We start from the raw sequence: 18,698 nt of genomic DNA on the forward strand, positions 1-18,698 counted from the left end.
CTCCTCCCAAAGCTTTTCGGCAATGGTGCGCTGGAAGCGTTCACGTTTCAACTAAAAACTTTGCGACCTGCATCCGTCAGCGCAACCGCGGGCTGCGCCTGATATCATACCGCCTTGAAATAGCGTTGGCCGGTGGTGGTGACCTCCGGCTCGTCCTCCGTCGAGAGGAACGTGTCGTCGACGAGATTGGCGATGGAGGTCAAGGGACCGGGCCTGCCGAAGAAGAAGCCCTGCACCTGCAGGCAGCCTTCGCGGCGAAGGAACTCGATATGGGCCTTCGTCTCGACACCTTCCGCAAGCACCGGAATATTGAGGCTATGCGCCAGAATGAGCGTGGAGCGAACGATCGCCTCCGACTGCACATTGGTCGACAGGCCATCGATAAATGCCCGGTCGATCTTGATCTTGTCGAAGGGAAAGCTCTGCAGGGTCGACAGGGAGGAATAGCCCGTGCCGTAATCGTCCATGGCGATCTTGACGCCGAGCGCCTTGAGTTTGCGGATCGTGATCAGCGCGTGGCGGTGGTCGGCGATGATGCTGCCTTCGGTGATTTCAAGCTCAAGCCTCTCAGGCGCAAGCGCCGTCTCCCTAAGAATCTTCTCGACCTTCTCGGGGAAATCATTGTCCGCAAGCTGCTGCGGGGCGACATTGACGGCGATGGAAAGCGATTTTTTCCAGAGAGCCGCCTGCGCGCAGGCTTCGCGCAGAACCCATTCGCCCAATTCGACGATAAAGCCGGTCTGCTCCGCGATCGGAATGAATTCGACGGGCGAGATCATACCGCGTTCCGGATGTTTCCAGCGCAACAGCGCCTCGAAACCGACGATGCTGCCGCTCTTGGTATCATTCTGCTGCTGGTAATAAAGCTCGAACTCGCTGTTGGCGAGACCGCTGCGCATGGCCACGGCAAGCGCGTTGCGTTCGCGTGCGGCTTCATCCATGGACTTGTCGTAAAAGCAGATCGTGTCGGAATTCCCGCCTTTTGCCCGATACATGGCGACATCGGCCTGCGCCATCAGCGTGTCGGCGTCAATGGCGCCGGTATTGCGCACCGATATGCCCACACTCGCGCCGACCGAAAATGTCTGCCCATTCCATTCGACCGGCCTGCTGATCTGCTCGATCAGCCGCTGGGCGAATTCCGCACCATCGGCGCGGGTATAATAGGAATGGGTCATCGCCACGAATTCATCCCCGCCCATACGCGCCAGAAACTCCCCGGCTTTCAGAACGGAACTTGCGCGGTCGGCAATGGCGCGCAGCACGGCATCGCCCGCCGCATGGCCGTGAACGTCGTTGATTTCCTTGAAGCGGTTGAGATCGATGGACAAAAGCGCCGTGTGCGCGCCCATGGAGAGATGGCGCGTGCGGCGGTTGAGATGTTCGATAAATGCCGCGCGGTTCGGAATGCCCGTCAGCGGATCGTGCAACGAAAGATGACGATAGCGGGCGACCGCCTGCTGGGTGGACTGGGCGTCGATGACATAGGTGGAAAGCCCGAGCGCCAGCAGGAGAAGCGTCACGGCGATGGCGCCCCCACCCATGATGGCGGGCGGCAGCAGACTTTCCGAAATGACGATGCGCGGATCGAACTCGAACAACATCGAGGCCATGCCGGTGTAATGCATGGAGGCGATGGCCAGGATCAGGAACGCAACCGAGCTATATTGGCAAAACCGGTTGACTGGGCGCGCGATGCGATTGACCGCGAGCGCACCGAATACAGCCCCGAGCACCAGCGAAGCGATGACGTAGGTCTGGTTCCAGAAAATCATGCCCTGTATCTGATAGGCAGCCATGCCGGTATAATGCATGGCCGCAATACCGAGACCGACTGTCGCACCACCCGCTTCCACCAGGGCTGTGCGTCCGCCATAGGCGGAAATGGCAAAGCCGGTTGTCGTTGTAGCAATGGCGATAAGAAGCGAAAGCCCGGTCAGATAGGGATCGTACCCCACCTCCCCGGCAGCGACATAACCCAGCATCGCCACGAAATGGGTGGTCCATATCGCCGACCCACCATTGACACCAGCCAGAAACAGCCAGTTGACCTTTTGCCAACCCCTCGCCTGACGCGCCCTCGAGAAAAGACGCATCGTGACGAAGCTTCCCAGCATGCAGACGAGGACCGCTGCTGTGGTGTATCGGAAGTCATGATCGACGGTAAGGCACTGGAGAACTTTAAGCATTGTCATCTACGCAATTGGAATTCCAGGCAGCCTTATCACTTGCCAAGTTTGCAGCCGGTTTATATGAATGGATAAGCATATATTAAAAGTTGCAATGCACGAGTGAATTAGACAAGTCTAATAAAATCACAGCATAGCATCCGTGGAAAACGGCCGCTCTTGTCTTTGTCTTCCGTTTGTATTATAGCGCCCGCACCCGTGTAGACACCCTTGGAGGCAACGCGGGCGAGATGGCTTTTAGCCTCTCCAGTTCAGCGCCCGCGGGCATGAACTCTCCATATAACCTCGAAAGGAATTGCCATGAGCAAAGAATCGTATGAGCTCAAGGCCGAGGCGCGCGAACGAGTTGGTAAGGGGTCCTCTCGTGAACTTCGCCGCAACGGTTTGATTCCCGCTGTCATCTATGGTGACAAGCAGGCCCCCATTTCCATCGCTCTGTCGACCAACGAAGTAACCAAGCGTATCCACGCTGGCGGCTTCATGACGACTGTGGCGGTAATCGACGTCGACGGCAAGAAGATCAAGGTCCTGCCGAAGGACTACCAGCTTGATCCGGTCCGCGACTTCACCATGCACGTCGACTTCCTGCGCGTTTCGGGCAACACGCTCGTCAACGTTGAAGTTCCGGTTCACTTCGAAAACGAAGAAAAGTCGGAAATCAAGATCGGCGGCGTTCTGAACATCGTTCGCCACACGGTGGAATTCCACTGCCCGGCCAACGACATTCCGGAATTCATCACGGTTGATCTCTCCGGTCTGAAGATCGGCGACAGCGTTCACATTTCGAATGTGAAGCTGCCGAAGAACATCTCGCCTGTAATCGCCGACCGTGACTTCACGATCGCAACGATCGTTGCTCCGGCTGGCGGCGTTGCTGAAGAAGAAGAAGAAGCCGGCGAAGCTTCTGAATAATAATCTGCGGCCATAAGGCCAGATAGATTTGAGCTAAAAGGCCCGTTCCGTTTTTCGGAACGGGCCTTTTAGTTTTTATGAACTTTAAAAGCAAAAACCTCTCGCCGCGTCCAGGATGCCGGTCCCGTTTCAGCGTGAATTAACAATTCCATGAAACGATGCCCATTGCGTTATCGTGAAAACACCGGACGGGTTGAAGAAATACAGTGAGGATACAAGGCCGTTGCCGAAAACCTCAAGGATGTCTCTCCGGACGGGGCGGAAACGGGGCGCAGTTATCTGGGGTAGAGGGTACTGCAATAGAACATGGCTCATTCCGTCGAAAGTCGCTTTATCGCGATTGTTTCCGGTGCACTTCTCACAGTGGTCGCCCCGCTTTTCACCCTTTTGCTGACCCTCTCCTATCACGAGGCTATCCGTAGCCAGCGCAATCACCTCGAGATCCTGCTGTCAACCAATGCGCAGGCGCTTGCCCGCCCGCTATGGGATCTCGACGACGACACCATAAATCAGATTACCGGCACCCTCGTTTCCGACCCCGTGATCCGCATGGTCGAGGTCAAGGATACCTCTGGCCAGCTGGACATCATCCAGACGGCCGGCAGCGACATCATTCAGGATGCAGCCTCCACGACCCGCGAAGTGACCTACAAAACCACAAACGGTGTCGTCACCGTCGGGCAACTGACAGTCTATTACGACGATATCGGTCTTCTGACCTCTCTCAGCCGCACCGAACTGGCCTTCATCACAATTTTCATTCTCGCCATTCTCACCACCGTTCTTGCGGCCATCGCCGGCAACCGCTTCATGGTCATCCGCCCGCTGATGCGGCTGGCGGCAGCGATAGAAGCGACACGCCGCGTCGGCTCGCGCCACCATGTCGACTGGCGCTCGAAGGACGAGATCGGCAGGCTGGCAAAAAGCTTCAACGAAATGCAGACCCAGCTTGAAAAGGAAGAGCTGGAAATCAAGCATGCCCATGAGCGGAAGACGGAAATCTACAATCGCACACCCGCCATGCTGTTCTCGCTTGACAGATACGACCGGATTGCCGCGGTCAGCGACTATTGGGTGCAGGCGACCGGTTATGATCGGGCCAGAATACTCGGCCTGAATTTCGCCGACCTCATCCACCCGGATGACCGGTCCCTTTTCCTGCAGCGCAAGGCGGCGCAACATTCGCCCGACGCCGCACATGCGGGTATCACGGTGCGTTTTCATTGCATGGATGGCAGCGTTATGGACGCCCTCATCCTTGAAAAAGCCCTTGATTCCGGCAACGCACATCAGGGCACATATCTCTGCGTCATGACTGACGTGACGGAGTTGCGCCAGTCGGAAAAGCGCAACCGCCAGCAGGCTATTTCCGACCATTTGACCGGTCTCTTCAATCGCCAGGGTTTCGAGGCCATTCTCGACGTGCAGATCCGTGACGCCGACAGGAACGGCAGCGAACTGGCATGCCTTTTCATAGACCTCGACCGGTTCAAGGCCATCAACGACAATCTCGGCCATGCGGCGGGCGATGCGGTTCTGCGGGAATTCACGCTGAAAATCGAACCACTGCTGACACCGCTGGACAGCGCGTCGCGTCTGGGCGGCGACGAATTCGCCATCCTGCTTGCTGGCGACAAGGTGGAGGAGCGCGCCCAGCTGTTCTGCGAGCGGATTTGCACCATGCTGGACACGCCCTTCGAGATCGAAGGCAACAGCATCCGTCTCAGCGCCAGCATCGGCATGGCGATCTACCCGCTGCATGCCGCAAGCGCATCCGAACTTTTGCAGAATGCCGACATGGCCATGTATACCCGCAAGAGAACGGGCAAGAACGGCTCGCAGATCTTCGACAGCTCGATCATGGACCGGGCGCGCGAACATGCGGAACTGGAAAGGGATATCGCGCAGGCGCTTTCCGACAATTGGTTCGAGGCTTATTTCCAGCCGATTCAAGATCTTGCAACGGGCCAGACGGCGGGTTTCGAGGCACTGTTGCGTCTCAACCATCCGGACAAGGGATTGCTTTCTCCCGCCACGATCATCAGCCTTGCGGAAGAAAACGGCACCATCCATCGCATCGGCAATGTCATCCTCGACCAGTCAATCGCCAATCTGGCCAGACTGTCGCACCTGCCCGGCATGGAGCAATCCTATGTGGCGGTGAATTTTTCGCCGCTGCAGTTCGAACCGGGATTGCCGACCCGTATCGCCGGCGTCCTTCACCGCTACGGCATTCTTCCTAAACGGCTGATTATCGAGATAACCGAGGCGGTCATCATGAAGGACGATCCGCAAATCCGGGCGATCCTCAATGCCATTCACCAGCTGGGCTGCCGCATCGCGCTGGACGATTTCGGCACCGGTTATTCGTCGCTAAGCTATCTCAGCCGTTTTCCGGTCGACATCGTCAAGATCGATCAGTCCTTCACGCGCTCGATCTGCGACGACACGGTGGAGATAAGGCAGCGCAGCCGCATGCTGGTCGAGGGTATCGCCGCAATCTCACACAAGATGAATTGCTCCGTCATCGCCGAAGGCGTCGAGACGGAAGAGCAGAAGGAGCTTCTGACAGTGATAGGCGCGGATTACGGACAGGGCTATTATTTCGCGCGACCGCAGCCCATCGAACGGCTGATCGCTGCATTGAATGCGGATAACGGCGCAGACCGCGCCGCGGCGCGACAGGCGTAAACGGGTGGGAGCAGCCATGGGATTGATCCGCTTTTGTCTGATCTTTCTTGCTCTTGCCGGCCCGGCCAGCGCAGCCAAGCTTTTCCTGACCACCGAGGTTTACCCACCTTATAATCTGCAAAACGACGACGGCAGCGTGGCGGGCGTTTATATCGACCAGCTCAAGATCGTACTTGAGGATACCGGCACCGATTACGAGGTTGCCGTCATGCCCTGGGCGCGGGCAATCGCATTGGCCACAACGAAGGCCATGCATTGCGTCTTTGCCACGGCGAGAACGCCCGAACGGGAAAAGCTTTTCAAATGGGTCTCACCGATCCATAGCGACCGCAACATCCTCGTGGCGCGCCAGAATGCGGATATCAACGTCTCCAGTCTGGAAGACGCGAGGAAATACCGGGTCGGCACCCAGCGTGGCGACTACACCGAGGTCCTTCTTGGCAACCTCGGTTTCGAGCATGTGGATGTCGGTGCTGATTTCCAGATCACGCTTCACAAGCTGAACGCAGGCCGCATCGACCTGATGCCCATGTCGGAAAGCACTTTCAAAAGCCAACCCCCAGGCAAATTCAGGGAAGTGATAACGCTGGCGCGGCAACAGCTGGGTCTTGCCTGCAACAAAAGCGTTCCAGACGAGGTCATTGCAAAATTGCAAGCGCGCCTGGACAGACTGATCGCCGATGGAACGCAACAGAGCATATTCGACCGCTACAAACTCGTCAGCCCTTGAGCGCCCGCTCGCGACATCAAAAAATCCATAAAAAGATTGACAGCCGGAACATTTCGGGGTGGTGACAACAGCATCGTCAGGCAAAAAAGCGGACATGCCCCATGAAGATCATCGCAGGCCTTGGTAACCCCGGCGCCCAATATGCGGGAAACCGTCACAACATCGGCTTCATGGCCGTGGATGCGCTGCAGCGCCTGCCTTCCTTCTCGCCCTGGGCGCGGAAATTCAAGGCGGAGATTTCCGAAGGCGAAATAGGCGGTGAGAAAGTTCTGCTGATGAAGCCCCTTACCTACATGAACCTGTCGGGAGAATCCGTCGGCGAGGCCATGCGTTTCTTCAAGCTTGCACCGGCAGACATTATCGTCATCCATGATGAACTCGATTTGCTTGCAGGCCGGGCGCGCATCAAGACCGGCGGCGGCCATGGCGGCCATAATGGTCTGAAATCGATCGACGCCCATTGCGGTAAGGAATACCGCCGCCTGCGTCTCGGCATCGGCCATCCCGGCGACAAGGAGCGGGTGCATGGCCACGTTCTCGGTGATTTCGCCAAGACCGACCGGGTCTGGCTCGATCCGCTGCTGGACGCCATTGCCGACAATGCCGCGATGCTGGTGAAATCAGAGGATTCGCAGCTGATGAACAAGCTGGCGCTTGCCACCGGCAGCAAGCCGGAAACGGAAAAACCGGCCAAGGCGGCCAAGCCCGCCGCGCAATCCCACATCCATCAGGCGCGCAACAACGCCCAACCGAAAAAACTGCCGGAAACCGGGCCGATGGCGGAGATGCTGAAGCGGATGTTCGGCAAGAAGGATTGAGCGCAGATGTCTTCAGAGACCATGAGCCTTCGCAAAGCTGGCCCGGACGATCTGCCGAAACTGCTCGAACTTTACCAGGCGCTGAACCCTTCGGACCCGCAACTGACGACGCAAGAGGCAAGCACGGTTTTCGCCGCCATGCTCGGCCAACCCGGCCTCACCGTGTTCTTTGCCATGGAAGACCAGGAACCCGTTGCAACCGCCACGCTTCTCGTCATCCCGAACCTGACGCGCGCTGCCCGTCCCTATGCCTTCATCGAAAATGTGGTGACGCTGGAAAGCCGTCGCGGCCGGGGATATGGCCGCGCAGTCGTGCGCCAAGCCATCGAGACCGCCTTTGCCGCAAATTGCTACAAGGTGATGCTGCTGACCGGCCGGCAGCGTCCTGAGGTGCATGCCTTCTACGAAAACTGCGGTTTCATTCAGAACAAGACGGGTTTTCAGATCCGGCGGGATTGAGCATAAAACCGTCACTCCTCCGGCTCGGTGGTGAACATCAGCGGAAACCCGGCCTCCTTGCCAAGATCGTTCGCCTCCTTGGCCTTGGTCTCGGCAATGTCGCGCTCGCAGACAACGACGACCGCGCTCCCGAAGCGATGCGCCGTCATCATCACCCGGTGGCCGGTGTCCTCGCCCATGTGGAAGACGACCTTCAATACCAGGGTGACGAAGTCGCGCGGCGTATAGTCGTCATTCAGCAGAATGACCTTGTAGAGCTTAGGCCGCTCCAGCTTCGGTTTGACTTTCGGTTTCGGTTTGAGATCAACAGGACTGTCACTCATCATTGTCGCCCGTGATTGTCACTCAATTGTAGCCCATGGGGAAAATCCCCGTTGATGACGAAAGATCGGTTGCTCGACCGGCGCATATTGCGCCGCAACCGCAGCATCGACAACCCCGGCCCCGCACTCGCGCAAAATTCCGCTCCATTCGCGGGGCTTTGCCCGCCCAAATCGGCCCCCGGGCTTGACCTTGCCCTGCCCTTTCCGCAAAAGGCTCCTCAACGAATTCTTTCAAACGGACAGGTTTCAAGCCATGGGCTTCAAATGCGGTATCGTCGGGCTGCCGAATGTCGGCAAGTCCACCCTCTTCAACGCGCTGACGAAAACGGCGGCCGCGCAGGCCGCCAACTATCCCTTCTGCACCATCGAGCCCAACACCGGCGAAGTTGCCGTGCCGGACCCCCGCATGCAGCAGCTCGCGGCCATTGCCGGATCGAAGGAAATCATTCCGACCCGCATTTCCTTCGTGGACATTGCCGGCCTGGTGCGCGGCGCATCGAAGGGTGAAGGTCTCGGCAACAAGTTCCTCGCTAATATCCGCGAAGTCGATGCCGTCGTGCATGTGCTTCGCTGCTTCGAGGACGACGACATCACCCATGTGGAAGGCCGCATCAATCCGGTTGGCGATGCCGACACGATCGAGACGGAATTGATGCTCGCCGACCTCGAAAGCCTGGAACGCCGTGTCGAGCAGACGCGCAAGCGCGCCACCAGCAAGGACAAGGAATCCTTGGCCCAACTGCCGGTGATGGAAGCCGTAATTGCTCTGCTAAACGACGGAAAACCGGCACGTCTGCTTTTGAAGACACTGGCGGACGAGGAAATCGAAATCCTCAAGGGCCTCAATCTCCTGACGTCGCACCCGGTGCTTTATGTCTGCAACGTCTCTGAAGCCGACGCATCCACCGGCAACGAGCACACCGCGGCTGTCGCGGAGATGGCAAAGCAACAGGGCGCCGAATGCGTGATCATCTCGGCGGCGATCGAGGCCGAAGTCGCGCAGCTTCCGGCCGATGAAGCCGAAGAATTCCTCTCGGCCCTCGGGCTCACCGAAGCCGGTCTCGACCGGTTGATCCGCGCCGGCTATCACCTGCTCGACCTCATCACCTATTTCACCGTCGGCCCCAAGGAAACGCGCGCCTGGACGATCGTGCGCGGCACCAAAGCGCCCGCTGCCGCCGGCGTCATCCATACCGATTTCGAACGCGGCTTCATCCGCGCCTTTACCATCGCCTATGACGACTACATCGCCTACAAGGGCGAAGTTGGTGCCAAGGAAGCCGGCAAGGGACGCGACGAAGGCAAGGAATATGTCGTCCAGGACGGTGACGTCATCCACTTCCGCTTTAATACCTGATCTGGTCTTGAGCGCGGCGGCGGTCACATCGCGTCTTTTGACTCGTTGACCGAAGTGACACACATCCGTGGCTTGTTTCTTCTCCCCGGCGGGGGAAGATAGCCCGGAGGATCGGATGAGGAGGCAAGGCTGGCGAATTACACGACCCTTGCCCCTCATTCCGCTATCGCGACCTTCTCCTCCTCTGGGAGAAGGCAGCATGCCGCACTGGCTCTCTCAATAGCATCTACGTACACCGCAAACGCACTCTCGATTTGACCTTTACGTAAAGGGAAAAATCATTTTAGATGCCGGTGACATCGACTAGGCAAGGGAGGAAGCCATGGCGCCGGTCGCGACATATGCCTATGAGGATTTTTCCGTTGGACGGGAATTTCCCCTGGGACCGCAATCGATTTCTGCAGCACAAATCATCGAATTCGCCAGCGAGTTCGACCCCCAGCCCATGCACCTGTCCGAAGAGGCTGGCCGCCAGAGCATTCTCGGCGGGCTGGCGGCATCCGGCTGGCACACCTGCGCCCTGCTGATGCGAATGATGGCGGAGAGCTATATCAGCGATTCGACATCGCAAGGCAGCCCCGGCATCGATTATGTCGACTGGAAAAAGCCGGTTCTGGCTGGCGATACGCTTTCGGGAAAATCCATTGTTCTGGAACAGCGCACCTCCAGCTCACGCCCCGGCATCGGCCTCGTGAAGTTTCGCCATGAGCTTTATAACCAGCGCGGCGTTCTGGTATCGCACGGCGAAAACACCGTGATGTTCCTGATGCGTGCGGACGGAGGCCTTGCGGCATGAGACTGGCAGAACTTTCCCCGATCGGCGAACGCGTCACCCTCGACACATTGCATTTTTCCGCCGAAGACATTGTCCGTTTCGCCCGCGATTTCGATCCGCAGCCCTTTCATCTCGATGCCGAAGCGGCGAAAAACAGCGTCTTCGGAGCGCTCTGCGCTTCCGGTTGGCACACCGGCGCTGGCTGGATGAAATGTTTCCTTTCCCATTGGGGCAAGGAAGTGAAGAGGCTGAAACAACTTGGCCTTGAACCGCCGAAACTCGGCCCCTCCCCCGGCTTTCGTGAACTCAAATGGAAAAAGCCGGTTTTCGCCGGAGACGACGTGACCTATTTCGTCACCTTGCTCGATGCCCGACCACTGGAATCAAGAGCCGGGGTTTGGCTGAACACCACCTTCAACGAGGGCGTGAACCAGTCCGGAGAAACCGTGATGACCTTCCAGAGCGGGGTTCTGGAGTTCGAATAGCGGCTGGCCGAGATAGCCCGCGCGCGATACCCTCGGAATCGGCGTCGCGGCGGGAAGGCAAGAATGAACGATATCCTACAGGGTTATGCTGAAGCGGCAACGCCGGACCTAATTGCCAGGTTCGATGGACTGGATTGCCGGGAAATCTACGCACCGGTCATCGATCTGTTGCCGGTCTCACCGGCCCGCGTGGCGGATATTGGCAGCGGCACCGGTCGCGATGCCGCCTGGTTTGCCGAATGCGGCCATGATGTTCTGGCGATAGAGCCGGTCAAGGAACTGCGTGAACCCGGAAAGAGATTGCACCTCTCGCACAAGATAACCTGGCTTGACGACTGTTTGCCCGATCTGATGAAAGCGCGCCGCCACGGCCCGTTCGATCTGGTTACGCTGTGCGGCGTCTGGCACCATATCGATGACGAGGCACGGCAGACCGCCATGGAAAGCCTCTCGGAGATGACGGCAGAAGGCGGATTGCTGATCATGTCCCTGCGTCACGGCCCCGCACCCAAAGGCCGCCGTGCTTTTCCCATTTCACCAGCGGAAACGACGGGCAATGCAGCCCGTCTGGGGTTCACGTTGATACGACAGGTAGAAGTTGCTTCCATTCAGGCGGGTAATCGCGCCATGGGCGTCCACTGGACATGGATCGCACTACGAAAGAACGGACAAAACACCGGCCTGTCGCAACATTCCTAGCCGGAAACCGGCCTCAATGGCCTGAAAACTCCACCAGTGTCCGCACTTCCACACCGAGGTCTTCCAGCTTCCTGCGGCCGCCGAGATCGGGCAGATCGATGACGAAGCAGGCCGAAACGATTTCCGCGCCCATCTGCCGCAAGAGTTTCACCGCACCTTCGGCGGTGCCGCCAGTCGCGATCAGGTCGTCGACCAGAATGACCTTTTCGCCCGGCTGCACGGCGTCCACATGCATTTCCATCTCGTCAACGCCGTATTCAAGGCTGTAGGCCACGCGCACGGTGGTGTGCGGCAACTTGCCTTTCTTGCGGATAGGCACGAAACCGGCGGAAAGCTGGTGCGCCACCGCTCCGCCCAGAATGAAGCCACGCGCTTCCATCCCCGCGATCTTGTCGATCTTCGTTCCCGCATAGGGCTGCACAAGCTCGTCCACGGCACGGCGGAAAGCGCGCGGATTGCCAAGCAGAGTCGTGATGTCCCTGAAGATGATGCCCGGCTTCGGATAGTCGGGAATGGAGCGGATGGCAGCGGAAAGCTCCGAAGCGATAACGGTCATGGTATTTCCAGTTAGATTGGGAAATGGATCAGAAGGTTCGGGCCACCCTATCAACTTGGTGGCTGCGGACCAACTAAAAAGGACCGCCGCTCATTCCTGCCCCGACATTCCCTCGATCCGCGCCCAGACTGGGCATACATCCGCGAAGGAATGCGACAGAGGCCGTAGCGCCTCGTCATTTCTGTCGTCAAAAGAGCCGGAAACGAGGTCGACAGTCGGTGCATCGTCGATGGCGCCAAGCGTGCTGCCGCAGACCGCGCAAAACGCACGGCTGGAATAATCTGAAGACCGGAAAACCATGGGCGCACCGCGCTCTCCCGTCCAGACCACTGCATCGCTCGCAAACTCCACCCAGGCAAGGCTGGAAGCGCCGGAGTGCCGCTGGCAGATATCGCAGGAGCAGCTGTGCGGATTGCCGGGTTCACCCGTGGCCTCGAAACGGACGGAACCGCACAGGCAGCCACCGCTCCGGACTTTCGCCATTTCTCATCCTCCTTCGACACATGAAAAGGCCCCCAGGGCAAGACCATGGGGGCCAATGATTGCAGGCATTTGAAGCCGCTCAATGTTCTTTGTTGGCGTAGACCGATTTCTTGGTGAGATAGATCAGCGCCGTGAAGATGAACAGGAACACCATGACCATGAAGCCGGTGCGCTTGCGCGCTTCCAGATGCGGTTCTGCGGCCCACATCAGGAAAGCGGACACGTCCTTGGAATATTGATCCACCGTCTGCGGCGCACCATCGTCATAGGTCACCTGATCGGCACTGATCGGCGGCGCCATCTTCAGCGCCACGGCGCTGGCGAAATACGGGTTGAAATGCGTGCCTTCCGACACTTCAACGCCGGCAGGCGCGTCCTGGTATCCGGTCAGCAGCGCATGGATGTAGTCCGGGCCGCCTTCCTGATAACCGCCGATGATCGGAATCATGTCGATGACGAACTGCGGAAAGCCACGCTCCACGCCGCGCGCCTTGGCAAGCAGCGACATGTCCGGTGGTGCAGCTCCGCCATTGGCAGCAGCAGCCGCTTCGTGGTTCGGGAATGGCGAGGGGAAATGGTCGGAAGGCACAGCCTTGCGATTATACATTTCGCCGTCGGCGTTCGGCCCGTCCTGCACTTCATATTCCGCAGCAAAGGCCTTCACCTGCTCTTCCGAATAACCGAGATCGCCCAGCGTGCGGAAGGAAACGAGGCTCATCGAATGGCAGGCAGAGCAGACTTCCTTGTAGACCTTCAGGCCGCGCTGCAGCTGGCCCTTGTCGTATTTGCCGAAAGGTCCGGCAAAAGACCAGCTCTGCTCCTCGGGCTTGATGACCGGGAAGTGACCGCCGGCGATCGCATGCTCGGTCTTGGTGGCGAGATCGTGGCTCTCCTCGGCCGCAAAAGCGGCGGCGGAACAGCCGATGGCAGCGATAAGCGCGATGCTCGTTACAAGCTTCTTCATTGTCGTCATCCTTCCTTCGCGCTCAGACTTGGGCGGCCGCTGGCGCGGCAGTCTTCTTGGCGGCGTTCTTTTCCAGAACGGCCTCGGTAATCGAATTCGGAATACGCCGCGGCGTTTCGACCAGACCGAGGATCGGCATGATGACGAGGAAGAAACCGAAGTAATAAAGCGTGCCGATCTGCGACATGATGACATAAAGGCCTTCCGCCGGACGCGAACCCAGCCAGCCAAGCAGGATGGCGTTGACCACGAACAGCCAGAAGAACAGCTTGTACCAGGGACGATATACCGCGGAGCGAACCTTCGAGGTATCGAGCCAGGGCAGGAAGAACAGCACGATGATTGCGCCGAACATGACGAGAACGCCACCGAGCTTGGAATCGATCGGCCCGATATTGAAAGTGATGGCGCGCAGCATCGCGTAGAACGGCAGATAATACCATTCGGGCACGATATGCGCCGGTGTCTTCAACGGATCCGCCATGATGTAGTTATCAGGGTGTCCGAGGAAGTTCGGCATGTAGAAGACGAACCACGCATAAGCGATGAGGAACACCGAAACGCCGAGTGCATCCTTCAACGTCGCATAGGGCGTGAAGGGTACCGTATCGGTCTTGCTCTTCACTTCCACACCGGTCGGATTGGTCTGGCCGGTCACATGCAGCGCCCAGATATGCAGGATGACGACACCCGCGATCATGAAGGGCAGCAGGTAGTGGAGCGCGAAGAAGCGGTTGAGCGTCGGATTGTCCACCGCAAAGCCGCCGAGCAGGAACTGCTGAATCCACTCACCTATGCCCGGGAAAGCCGAGAAGAAGCCGGTGATGACCGTGGCGCCCCAGAAGGACATCTGGCCCCACGGCAGCACGTAGCCCATGAAGCCCGTCGCCATCATCAGGAGGTAGATCACGCAGCCGAGAATCCAGAGGATTTCGCGTGGCGCCTTATAGGAGCCGTAATAAAGTCCACGGGCGATGTGCAGGTAAACCGCGATGAAGAAGAACGATGCACCGTTGGCGTGCATGTAGCGCAACAGCCAGCCGTGGTTGACGTCGCGCATGATCTTTTCGACGGAATTGAAGGCAACCGTCGTTTCAGCGGCGTAATGCATGGCAAGCACGACGCCAGTGAGGATCTGCACGATCAGCATGACAGCCAGCATCGCGCCGAATGTGTAGGCGTAGTTCAGATTACGCGGGACAGGATAGGCAACGAAGCTGTCATAGATCATGCGCGGCAAGGGAAGCCGCGAATCGATCCACCTCTCGATGCCGGTGGACGGCTGATAACTGGAATGACCACTCATAAATATCTGTCCCCTTATCCGATCTTGATCACGGTATCGGATGTGAATGCAAATGTCGGGATGGCGAGGTTCTGCGGCGCCGGACCCTTACGTATGCGGCCCGCCGTATCGTAATGCGAGCCATGGCAGGGACAGAACCAACCGCCGAAATCGCCGGCCTGGCCGAGCGGAACGCAACCGAGATGGGTGCAGGAACCGATCATGACGATCCAGTTCTCCTTGCCCTGACCGGCGGAACGGTCAATGTCCGTCGCCTGCGCGTCGGGGGCAATGTTGGCGTTGCGCGCCACCGGATCCTTGAGATCGGCAAGAGCGACAGCATTGGCTTCGCCAATTTCCTTTTCCGTGCGGTTACGGATGAAAATCGGCTTGCCGCGCCACTTCACGGTCAGCGACATGCCCGGCTCGACCGCCGCGACATTCACCTCGATGGAGGCAAGCGCCAGCGTCGATGCGTCTGGACGCATCTGGTCGATAAAGGGCCATGCCACTGCGGCGGCACCAACGGCGCCCGTCATTCCGGTTACTAGATAAAGAAAATCGCGACGGGTCGGTTCACCCGAGGCGTCGTGATTGGTTACGTGCTCGCTCACCGCTACACCATCCTCTGCGCTGTTTTTGCCGTAAATCGCATGAGTCCTCCCGCTATGATTTGATCCAAGACAATCTCCGTCCCACCGTCTCGGTCATCCTCGCGGCGTTTGAGAAACCGCGTCATTCTGTTTGATCGCAAAATATTGACTGACTTGGCAAGAGCAAAGCACACAAAGCTGCCGTAATTCTGCCAGAAGGGGCGGATTTGTTTCTGTTTTTTTCCTAAGCCCCGGCAAGCGGGCAACATTGTGCCCACCCTTGCGGCATGTTACGAGACATCAAGGGAGAGCTTGGAAAGCAGGGATTCGGATGACGGCGAAGCTCTCGTGCATGGTCTCCACGGTCGTGGCTGCCGTACTTTTCATCGCCAGCCTGCGTTATGTGACGGATTTCTGGCTTTTAGCCTTCGTCACCAGTTTCCAGCTTCACATCGCCTTCGTCTGTATCCTGCTGTCATGCCTGGTATTTTGGCTGACGCGTGACGCGATTTCCGCTTTCCTCATCATCTGGTCGCTTGCACTCGCCATCCACGCCGTCGCCATGCTCATGGAATTCTCGACAAGCGCCAATGCGGCACCTGGCGCCAGACCCTTCCGGCTGTTGTCCTTCAACGTATTGATGGATAACGCCGCCAATGCGGATGCGGTTGCCGACAGGATTCTCGAATCAGACGCGGATGCGGTCTATCTGTTTGAGGCGGCTGCGCTGGAATCGGTTCTGCCGCGTCTGCAGCAAACCTACCCCCACAGGCTTGGCTGCTATGCGGGAACACCGACCTGTGATCTCTTGATCCTATCGAAGCGGCCGCTGCTGGAGGGCCGTTTCCATAGCCTCAGCGATCTGCGCCGCGACCGTTTCGCCATCGCCAGCATCGATTTCGACGGCACGAAGCTGACGCTCGCTGCAGGTCACATCACCAAACCCTATTTCGACGACTATCACCGGGACGAGCTGGACGAAGTCAGCGAAATTCTCTTTCGTGTCACCGGGCCGCTCATTCTGGCCGGAGATTTCAATTCGGCCAGCATCGCTCCCGACATGCGCGACTTCCTCGCCGCCAACGACCTGAAGAAAGCGCCATGGGAACCCGCCACATGGCCGACGAAGGCAGGTCGCTTCGGCATCGCGATTGACCATATCTTCGCCCGCGAACCGGCCACGCTCTTGAAAACCACCCGTCTCCCCGACAGCCTCGGTTCCAATCATTTCGGCCTGATGGCGGATTTCATGATCGGGAAATAGCTGCCAAAAGACCCTATTGGGCCGCCTCGTCCACAGCAAGGAAACCGCCCGACTGTCGCGCCCAGAGTTCCGAATAAAGTCTGCCCTGCGAGACGAGATCTGAATGGCTGCCCTGCTCGACGATACGGCCCTGATCCATCACGATCAGCCGGTCGAGAGCAGCAATTGTTGAAAGACGGTGGGCGATGGCCAGCACTGTCTTGCCCTGCATCAACTCATCGAGATTGCTCTGGATCGCCGCTTCTACTTCCGAATCAAGCGCAGACGTCGCCTCGTCGAGGACGAGGATCGGCGCATCCTTCAGCATCACGCGGGCAATGGCGATGCGCTGGCGCTGGCCTCCGGACAATTTCACGCCACGTTCGCCGACATGCGCGTCGAAACCCGTGCGGCCGCGCTGGTCTTCCAGCCGTGCAATGAACTCATCCGCCTTGGCCCGGCGCGTCGCCTCCAGCAATTGCGCTTCGGTGGCATCCGTGCGCCCGAACATGATGTTGTCTCTGATAGAACGGTGCAGCAGCGACGTATCCTGCGTGACCATGCCGATATGGGCGCGCAGTGATTCCTGGGTGACCTTGGCGATATCCTGCCCGTCAATGAGGATGCGGCCTTTCTCAACATCGTAAAACCGCAGCAGCAGATTGACGAGGGTGGATTTGCCCGCGCCGGAGCGTCCGACGATGCCGACCTTCTCCCCCGCCTTGATATCGAGATTGAGATTGTCGATGACCCCGTTCGCCCGCCCATAATGGAAGCTGACGTTTTCGAAGCGGATACTTGGACTTTTCACGTCCAGCACTGTCGCATCCGGCGCGTCCACAAGGCCGATCGGCTGCGAAATCAGCTCCGCCGCATTCTGCACCGTGCCGAAATTGCGCATGATGCCGTTGAACTGCGTCATCAATCGCCCGAGCAGGAAGTTGAGGCGCAGAACCAGTGCCAGCGTGAAGGCGACAGCGCCGGAACTGATCTTGCCGGACAGCCAAAGGTCGATACACAGCGCCGCCATCGACGTGATCATCACACCCGACAGCAGCGCCATCGAGGCGCGCACACCGGTGATGAACCGCGTGAACGTCATCGTGGCGTTCTGGAAGATATCGAAGCCCTGCCGCATGTAGCGGTCGTTGGCATCGTCGCGCCCGAACAGCCTGAGCGTCTGGATATTGCTGTATGCATCCACCATCCGGCCGGAAAGCATGGAGGCTGCCTCCGCCGTTTCTTTCGAATGGGAGCGGATGCGCGGCACGAAATAACGCGCCAGCAGCGAGAAGATCAGCACCCAGACGAGGACGACGACGGCAAGCCGCCAGTCCAGTCCGCCGATCAGCAGCAGCATCGAGACGGAGTAGATGCCGACGAACCAGACGCTTTCCATCAGCGAGGTGACAAGATCGCCTGCCGCCTGCCCGCCCGACCAGACCTTGGTAACGATGCGGCCGGAAAAATCGTTCTGGAAAAAAGTCAGCGATTGCCGCGCCACATGCATATAGGATTGCCAGCGCACCAAATTGTAAAAGCCGGGCGTGATGATCTGTTGGTCCACCAGCGCGGTCACCATGGTGACGATAAAACGCACGATGCCGATCAACACCAGCATGCCGACGAGTTCGCCGCCATGGGCTGCCAGCAGTCCAGCCCAGCCCTCTTCCGGCTTGACGGTCGAGAGAATGTCGACCAGCCGCCCGACGAACCAGAAAAGCGCAGCCTCAATGGCAGCCGTCAACCCGCCCAGCACCAGCATGGCAAGAAACGGCGCCTTGGCCTGCGAGATATAGAACCAGATGAAACCGGACGTCTTTTCCGGCGGCCGCAAATCGTCCTTTCGGGCGAAGGGCTTTATCCAGTTCTCGAAAAACTCGAAGATGCGGGTAATGACCATGATCCGGATATAGGCGGATTCCCGGAGCGGGAACAGCCGCAGAGCGTTCGGGAAGAGATTATATTTCGGTAACGTTCGGGAAATGAAAAAGGGCGAAGAATGTTCCACCGGGCTCTGGATAGATCCACCTGGATTTCGCGCACTCGCAGCATCCTCACTCCGTCACCAAGGACTAGATCAAGGGTAAAGCGCGATTCAAGTCTTTGATCGCGGGATACCCCTTTCACGGCGCA

18 protein-coding genes are annotated in these 18,698 nt (G+C 58.4%); 10 read left to right on the plus strand and 8 right to left on the minus strand.

Features of this window, described 5'->3' with window-relative positions:
- Positions 1-104 precede the first annotated feature (104 nt).
- Positions 105-2,189: a putative bifunctional diguanylate cyclase/phosphodiesterase gene (locus tag ACQZ6D_RS06160; RefSeq protein WP_026330768.1), complete on the minus strand. Its 2,085-nt coding sequence runs from the start codon at positions 2,187-2,189 to the stop codon at positions 105-107.
- A gap of 300 nt (positions 2,190-2,489) precedes the next feature.
- Here ACQZ6D_RS06160 and ACQZ6D_RS06165 point away from each other — a divergent pair, with 300 nt between their 5' ends.
- The 5 genes from ACQZ6D_RS06165 to ACQZ6D_RS06185 all read left to right on the plus strand — a co-directional run bounded on the left by ACQZ6D_RS06165 (position 2,490) and on the right by ACQZ6D_RS06185 (position 7,799).
- Positions 2,490-3,101, plus strand: a complete 612-nt coding sequence (locus tag ACQZ6D_RS06165) for a 50S ribosomal protein L25/general stress protein Ctc (RefSeq protein ID WP_013636594.1) — start codon at positions 2,490-2,492, stop codon at positions 3,099-3,101.
- A 306-nt stretch (positions 3,102-3,407) separates the two neighbouring features.
- A complete protein-coding gene (locus ACQZ6D_RS06170) occupies positions 3,408-5,792 on the plus strand; it encodes a bifunctional diguanylate cyclase/phosphodiesterase (RefSeq protein ID WP_003513486.1) in 2,385 nt (794 codons plus the stop codon).
- Between the two features lie 16 nt (positions 5,793-5,808).
- Positions 5,809-6,522, plus strand: a complete 714-nt coding sequence (locus ACQZ6D_RS06175; protein ID WP_065702311.1) for a substrate-binding periplasmic protein — start codon at positions 5,809-5,811, stop codon at positions 6,520-6,522.
- 101 nt (positions 6,523-6,623) lie between these two features.
- Complete coding sequence (gene pth, locus ACQZ6D_RS06180) at positions 6,624-7,340, plus strand: aminoacyl-tRNA hydrolase (RefSeq protein ID WP_003513491.1); 717 nt, start codon at positions 6,624-6,626, stop codon at positions 7,338-7,340.
- A gap of 6 nt (positions 7,341-7,346) precedes the next feature.
- The gene (locus ACQZ6D_RS06185; protein ID WP_065702310.1) at positions 7,347-7,799 is read left to right on the plus strand and encodes a GNAT family N-acetyltransferase; all 453 of its coding nucleotides are present in this window, start codon (positions 7,347-7,349) and stop codon (positions 7,797-7,799) included.
- 11 nt (positions 7,800-7,810) lie between these two features.
- On the opposite strand, the gene clpS is transcribed toward ACQZ6D_RS06185, so the two are convergent.
- Complete coding sequence (gene clpS, locus ACQZ6D_RS06190; RefSeq protein ID WP_003513495.1) at positions 7,811-8,122, minus strand: ATP-dependent Clp protease adapter ClpS; 312 nt, start codon at positions 8,120-8,122, stop codon at positions 7,811-7,813.
- 253 nt (positions 8,123-8,375) lie between these two features.
- On the opposite strand from clpS, the gene ychF reads away from it, so the two are divergent.
- The 4 genes from ychF (at position 8,376) to ACQZ6D_RS06210 (ending at position 11,438) form a co-directional block, all read left to right on the plus strand.
- Entirely contained in the window at positions 8,376-9,479 is a 1,104-nt protein-coding gene (ychF, locus tag ACQZ6D_RS06195) for a redox-regulated ATPase YchF (protein WP_003513497.1), read from the plus strand.
- Positions 9,480-9,801: 322 nt separating this feature from the next.
- A complete protein-coding gene (locus ACQZ6D_RS06200) occupies positions 9,802-10,275 on the plus strand; it encodes a MaoC family dehydratase (protein ID WP_003513500.1) in 474 nt (157 codons plus the stop codon).
- A complete protein-coding gene (locus ACQZ6D_RS06205; RefSeq protein ID WP_003513502.1) occupies positions 10,272-10,739 on the plus strand; it encodes a MaoC family dehydratase in 468 nt (155 codons plus the stop codon). Before ACQZ6D_RS06200 ends, ACQZ6D_RS06205 begins: the two co-directional genes overlap by 4 nt.
- A 63-nt stretch (positions 10,740-10,802) precedes the next feature.
- Complete coding sequence (locus ACQZ6D_RS06210; protein ID WP_065702309.1) at positions 10,803-11,438, plus strand: class I SAM-dependent methyltransferase; 636 nt, start codon at positions 10,803-10,805, stop codon at positions 11,436-11,438.
- 13 nt (positions 11,439-11,451) lie between these two features.
- Here the strand turns inward: ACQZ6D_RS06210 and ACQZ6D_RS06215 are convergent, their stop codons facing one another.
- The 5 genes from ACQZ6D_RS06215 to petA all read right to left on the minus strand — a co-directional run bounded on the left by ACQZ6D_RS06215 (position 11,452) and on the right by petA (position 15,340).
- Entirely contained in the window at positions 11,452-11,994 is a 543-nt protein-coding gene (locus ACQZ6D_RS06215; protein ID WP_019565208.1) for an adenine phosphoribosyltransferase, read from the minus strand.
- A gap of 90 nt (positions 11,995-12,084) precedes the next feature.
- On the minus strand, positions 12,085-12,477 hold the full coding sequence (locus ACQZ6D_RS06220; protein ID WP_065702308.1) for a GFA family protein: 393 nt from the start codon (positions 12,475-12,477) through the stop codon (positions 12,085-12,087).
- A 79-nt stretch (positions 12,478-12,556) separates the two neighbouring features.
- Positions 12,557-13,441: a cytochrome c1 gene (locus ACQZ6D_RS06225; RefSeq protein WP_003513510.1), complete on the minus strand. Its 885-nt coding sequence runs from the start codon at positions 13,439-13,441 to the stop codon at positions 12,557-12,559.
- Positions 13,442-13,463: 22 nt separating this feature from the next.
- Complete coding sequence (locus tag ACQZ6D_RS06230; protein WP_019565206.1) at positions 13,464-14,747, minus strand: cytochrome b; 1,284 nt, start codon at positions 14,745-14,747, stop codon at positions 13,464-13,466.
- A gap of 14 nt (positions 14,748-14,761) precedes the next feature.
- Positions 14,762-15,340 carry a ubiquinol-cytochrome c reductase iron-sulfur subunit gene (gene petA / locus ACQZ6D_RS06235; RefSeq protein ID WP_003513514.1) on the minus strand — a complete coding sequence of 193 codons (579 nt, stop codon included), beginning with the start codon at positions 15,338-15,340 and terminating at the stop codon, positions 14,762-14,764.
- A gap of 310 nt (positions 15,341-15,650) precedes the next feature.
- On the opposite strand from petA, the gene ACQZ6D_RS06240 reads away from it, so the two are divergent.
- Complete coding sequence (locus ACQZ6D_RS06240; protein WP_065702306.1) at positions 15,651-16,583, plus strand: endonuclease/exonuclease/phosphatase family protein; 933 nt, start codon at positions 15,651-15,653, stop codon at positions 16,581-16,583.
- Positions 16,584-16,596: 13 nt separating this feature from the next.
- Here the strand turns inward: ACQZ6D_RS06240 and ACQZ6D_RS06245 are convergent, their stop codons facing one another.
- A complete protein-coding gene (locus tag ACQZ6D_RS06245) occupies positions 16,597-18,573 on the minus strand; it encodes an ABC transporter ATP-binding protein (RefSeq protein WP_003513518.1) in 1,977 nt (658 codons plus the stop codon).
- Positions 18,574-18,698 lie beyond the last annotated feature (125 nt).

The organism is Agrobacterium sp. 22-3639C2, from assembly GCF_053522105.1.

What these genes read in the sequence shown, in the direction of transcription:
- ACQZ6D_RS06160 (WP_026330768.1), bottom strand. Translation starts at nt 2,189, where the DNA reads ATGCTTAAAGTTCTCCAGTGCCTTACCGTCGATCATGACTTCCGATAC.
- ACQZ6D_RS06165 (WP_013636594.1), top strand. Translation starts at nt 2,490, where the DNA reads ATGAGCAAAGAATCGTATGAGCTCAAGGCCGAGGCGCGCGAACGAGTT.
- ACQZ6D_RS06170 (WP_003513486.1), top strand. Translation starts at nt 3,408, where the DNA reads ATGGCTCATTCCGTCGAAAGTCGCTTTATCGCGATTGTTTCCGGTGCA.
- ACQZ6D_RS06175 (WP_065702311.1), top strand. Translation starts at nt 5,809, where the DNA reads ATGGGATTGATCCGCTTTTGTCTGATCTTTCTTGCTCTTGCCGGCCCG.
- pth (WP_003513491.1), top strand. Translation starts at nt 6,624, where the DNA reads ATGAAGATCATCGCAGGCCTTGGTAACCCCGGCGCCCAATATGCGGGA.
- ACQZ6D_RS06185 (WP_065702310.1), top strand. Translation starts at nt 7,347, where the DNA reads ATGTCTTCAGAGACCATGAGCCTTCGCAAAGCTGGCCCGGACGATCTG.
- clpS (WP_003513495.1), bottom strand. Translation starts at nt 8,122, where the DNA reads ATGAGTGACAGTCCTGTTGATCTCAAACCGAAACCGAAAGTCAAACCG.
- ychF (WP_003513497.1), top strand. Translation starts at nt 8,376, where the DNA reads ATGGGCTTCAAATGCGGTATCGTCGGGCTGCCGAATGTCGGCAAGTCC.
- ACQZ6D_RS06200 (WP_003513500.1), top strand. Translation starts at nt 9,802, where the DNA reads ATGGCGCCGGTCGCGACATATGCCTATGAGGATTTTTCCGTTGGACGG.
- ACQZ6D_RS06205 (WP_003513502.1), top strand. Translation starts at nt 10,272, where the DNA reads ATGAGACTGGCAGAACTTTCCCCGATCGGCGAACGCGTCACCCTCGAC.
- ACQZ6D_RS06210 (WP_065702309.1), top strand. Translation starts at nt 10,803, where the DNA reads ATGAACGATATCCTACAGGGTTATGCTGAAGCGGCAACGCCGGACCTA.
- ACQZ6D_RS06215 (WP_019565208.1), bottom strand. Translation starts at nt 11,994, where the DNA reads ATGACCGTTATCGCTTCGGAGCTTTCCGCTGCCATCCGCTCCATTCCC.
- ACQZ6D_RS06220 (WP_065702308.1), bottom strand. Translation starts at nt 12,477, where the DNA reads ATGGCGAAAGTCCGGAGCGGTGGCTGCCTGTGCGGTTCCGTCCGTTTC.
- ACQZ6D_RS06225 (WP_003513510.1), bottom strand. Translation starts at nt 13,441, where the DNA reads ATGAAGAAGCTTGTAACGAGCATCGCGCTTATCGCTGCCATCGGCTGT.
- ACQZ6D_RS06230 (WP_019565206.1), bottom strand. Translation starts at nt 14,747, where the DNA reads ATGAGTGGTCATTCCAGTTATCAGCCGTCCACCGGCATCGAGAGGTGG.
- ACQZ6D_RS06240 (WP_065702306.1), top strand. Translation starts at nt 15,651, where the DNA reads ATGACGGCGAAGCTCTCGTGCATGGTCTCCACGGTCGTGGCTGCCGTA.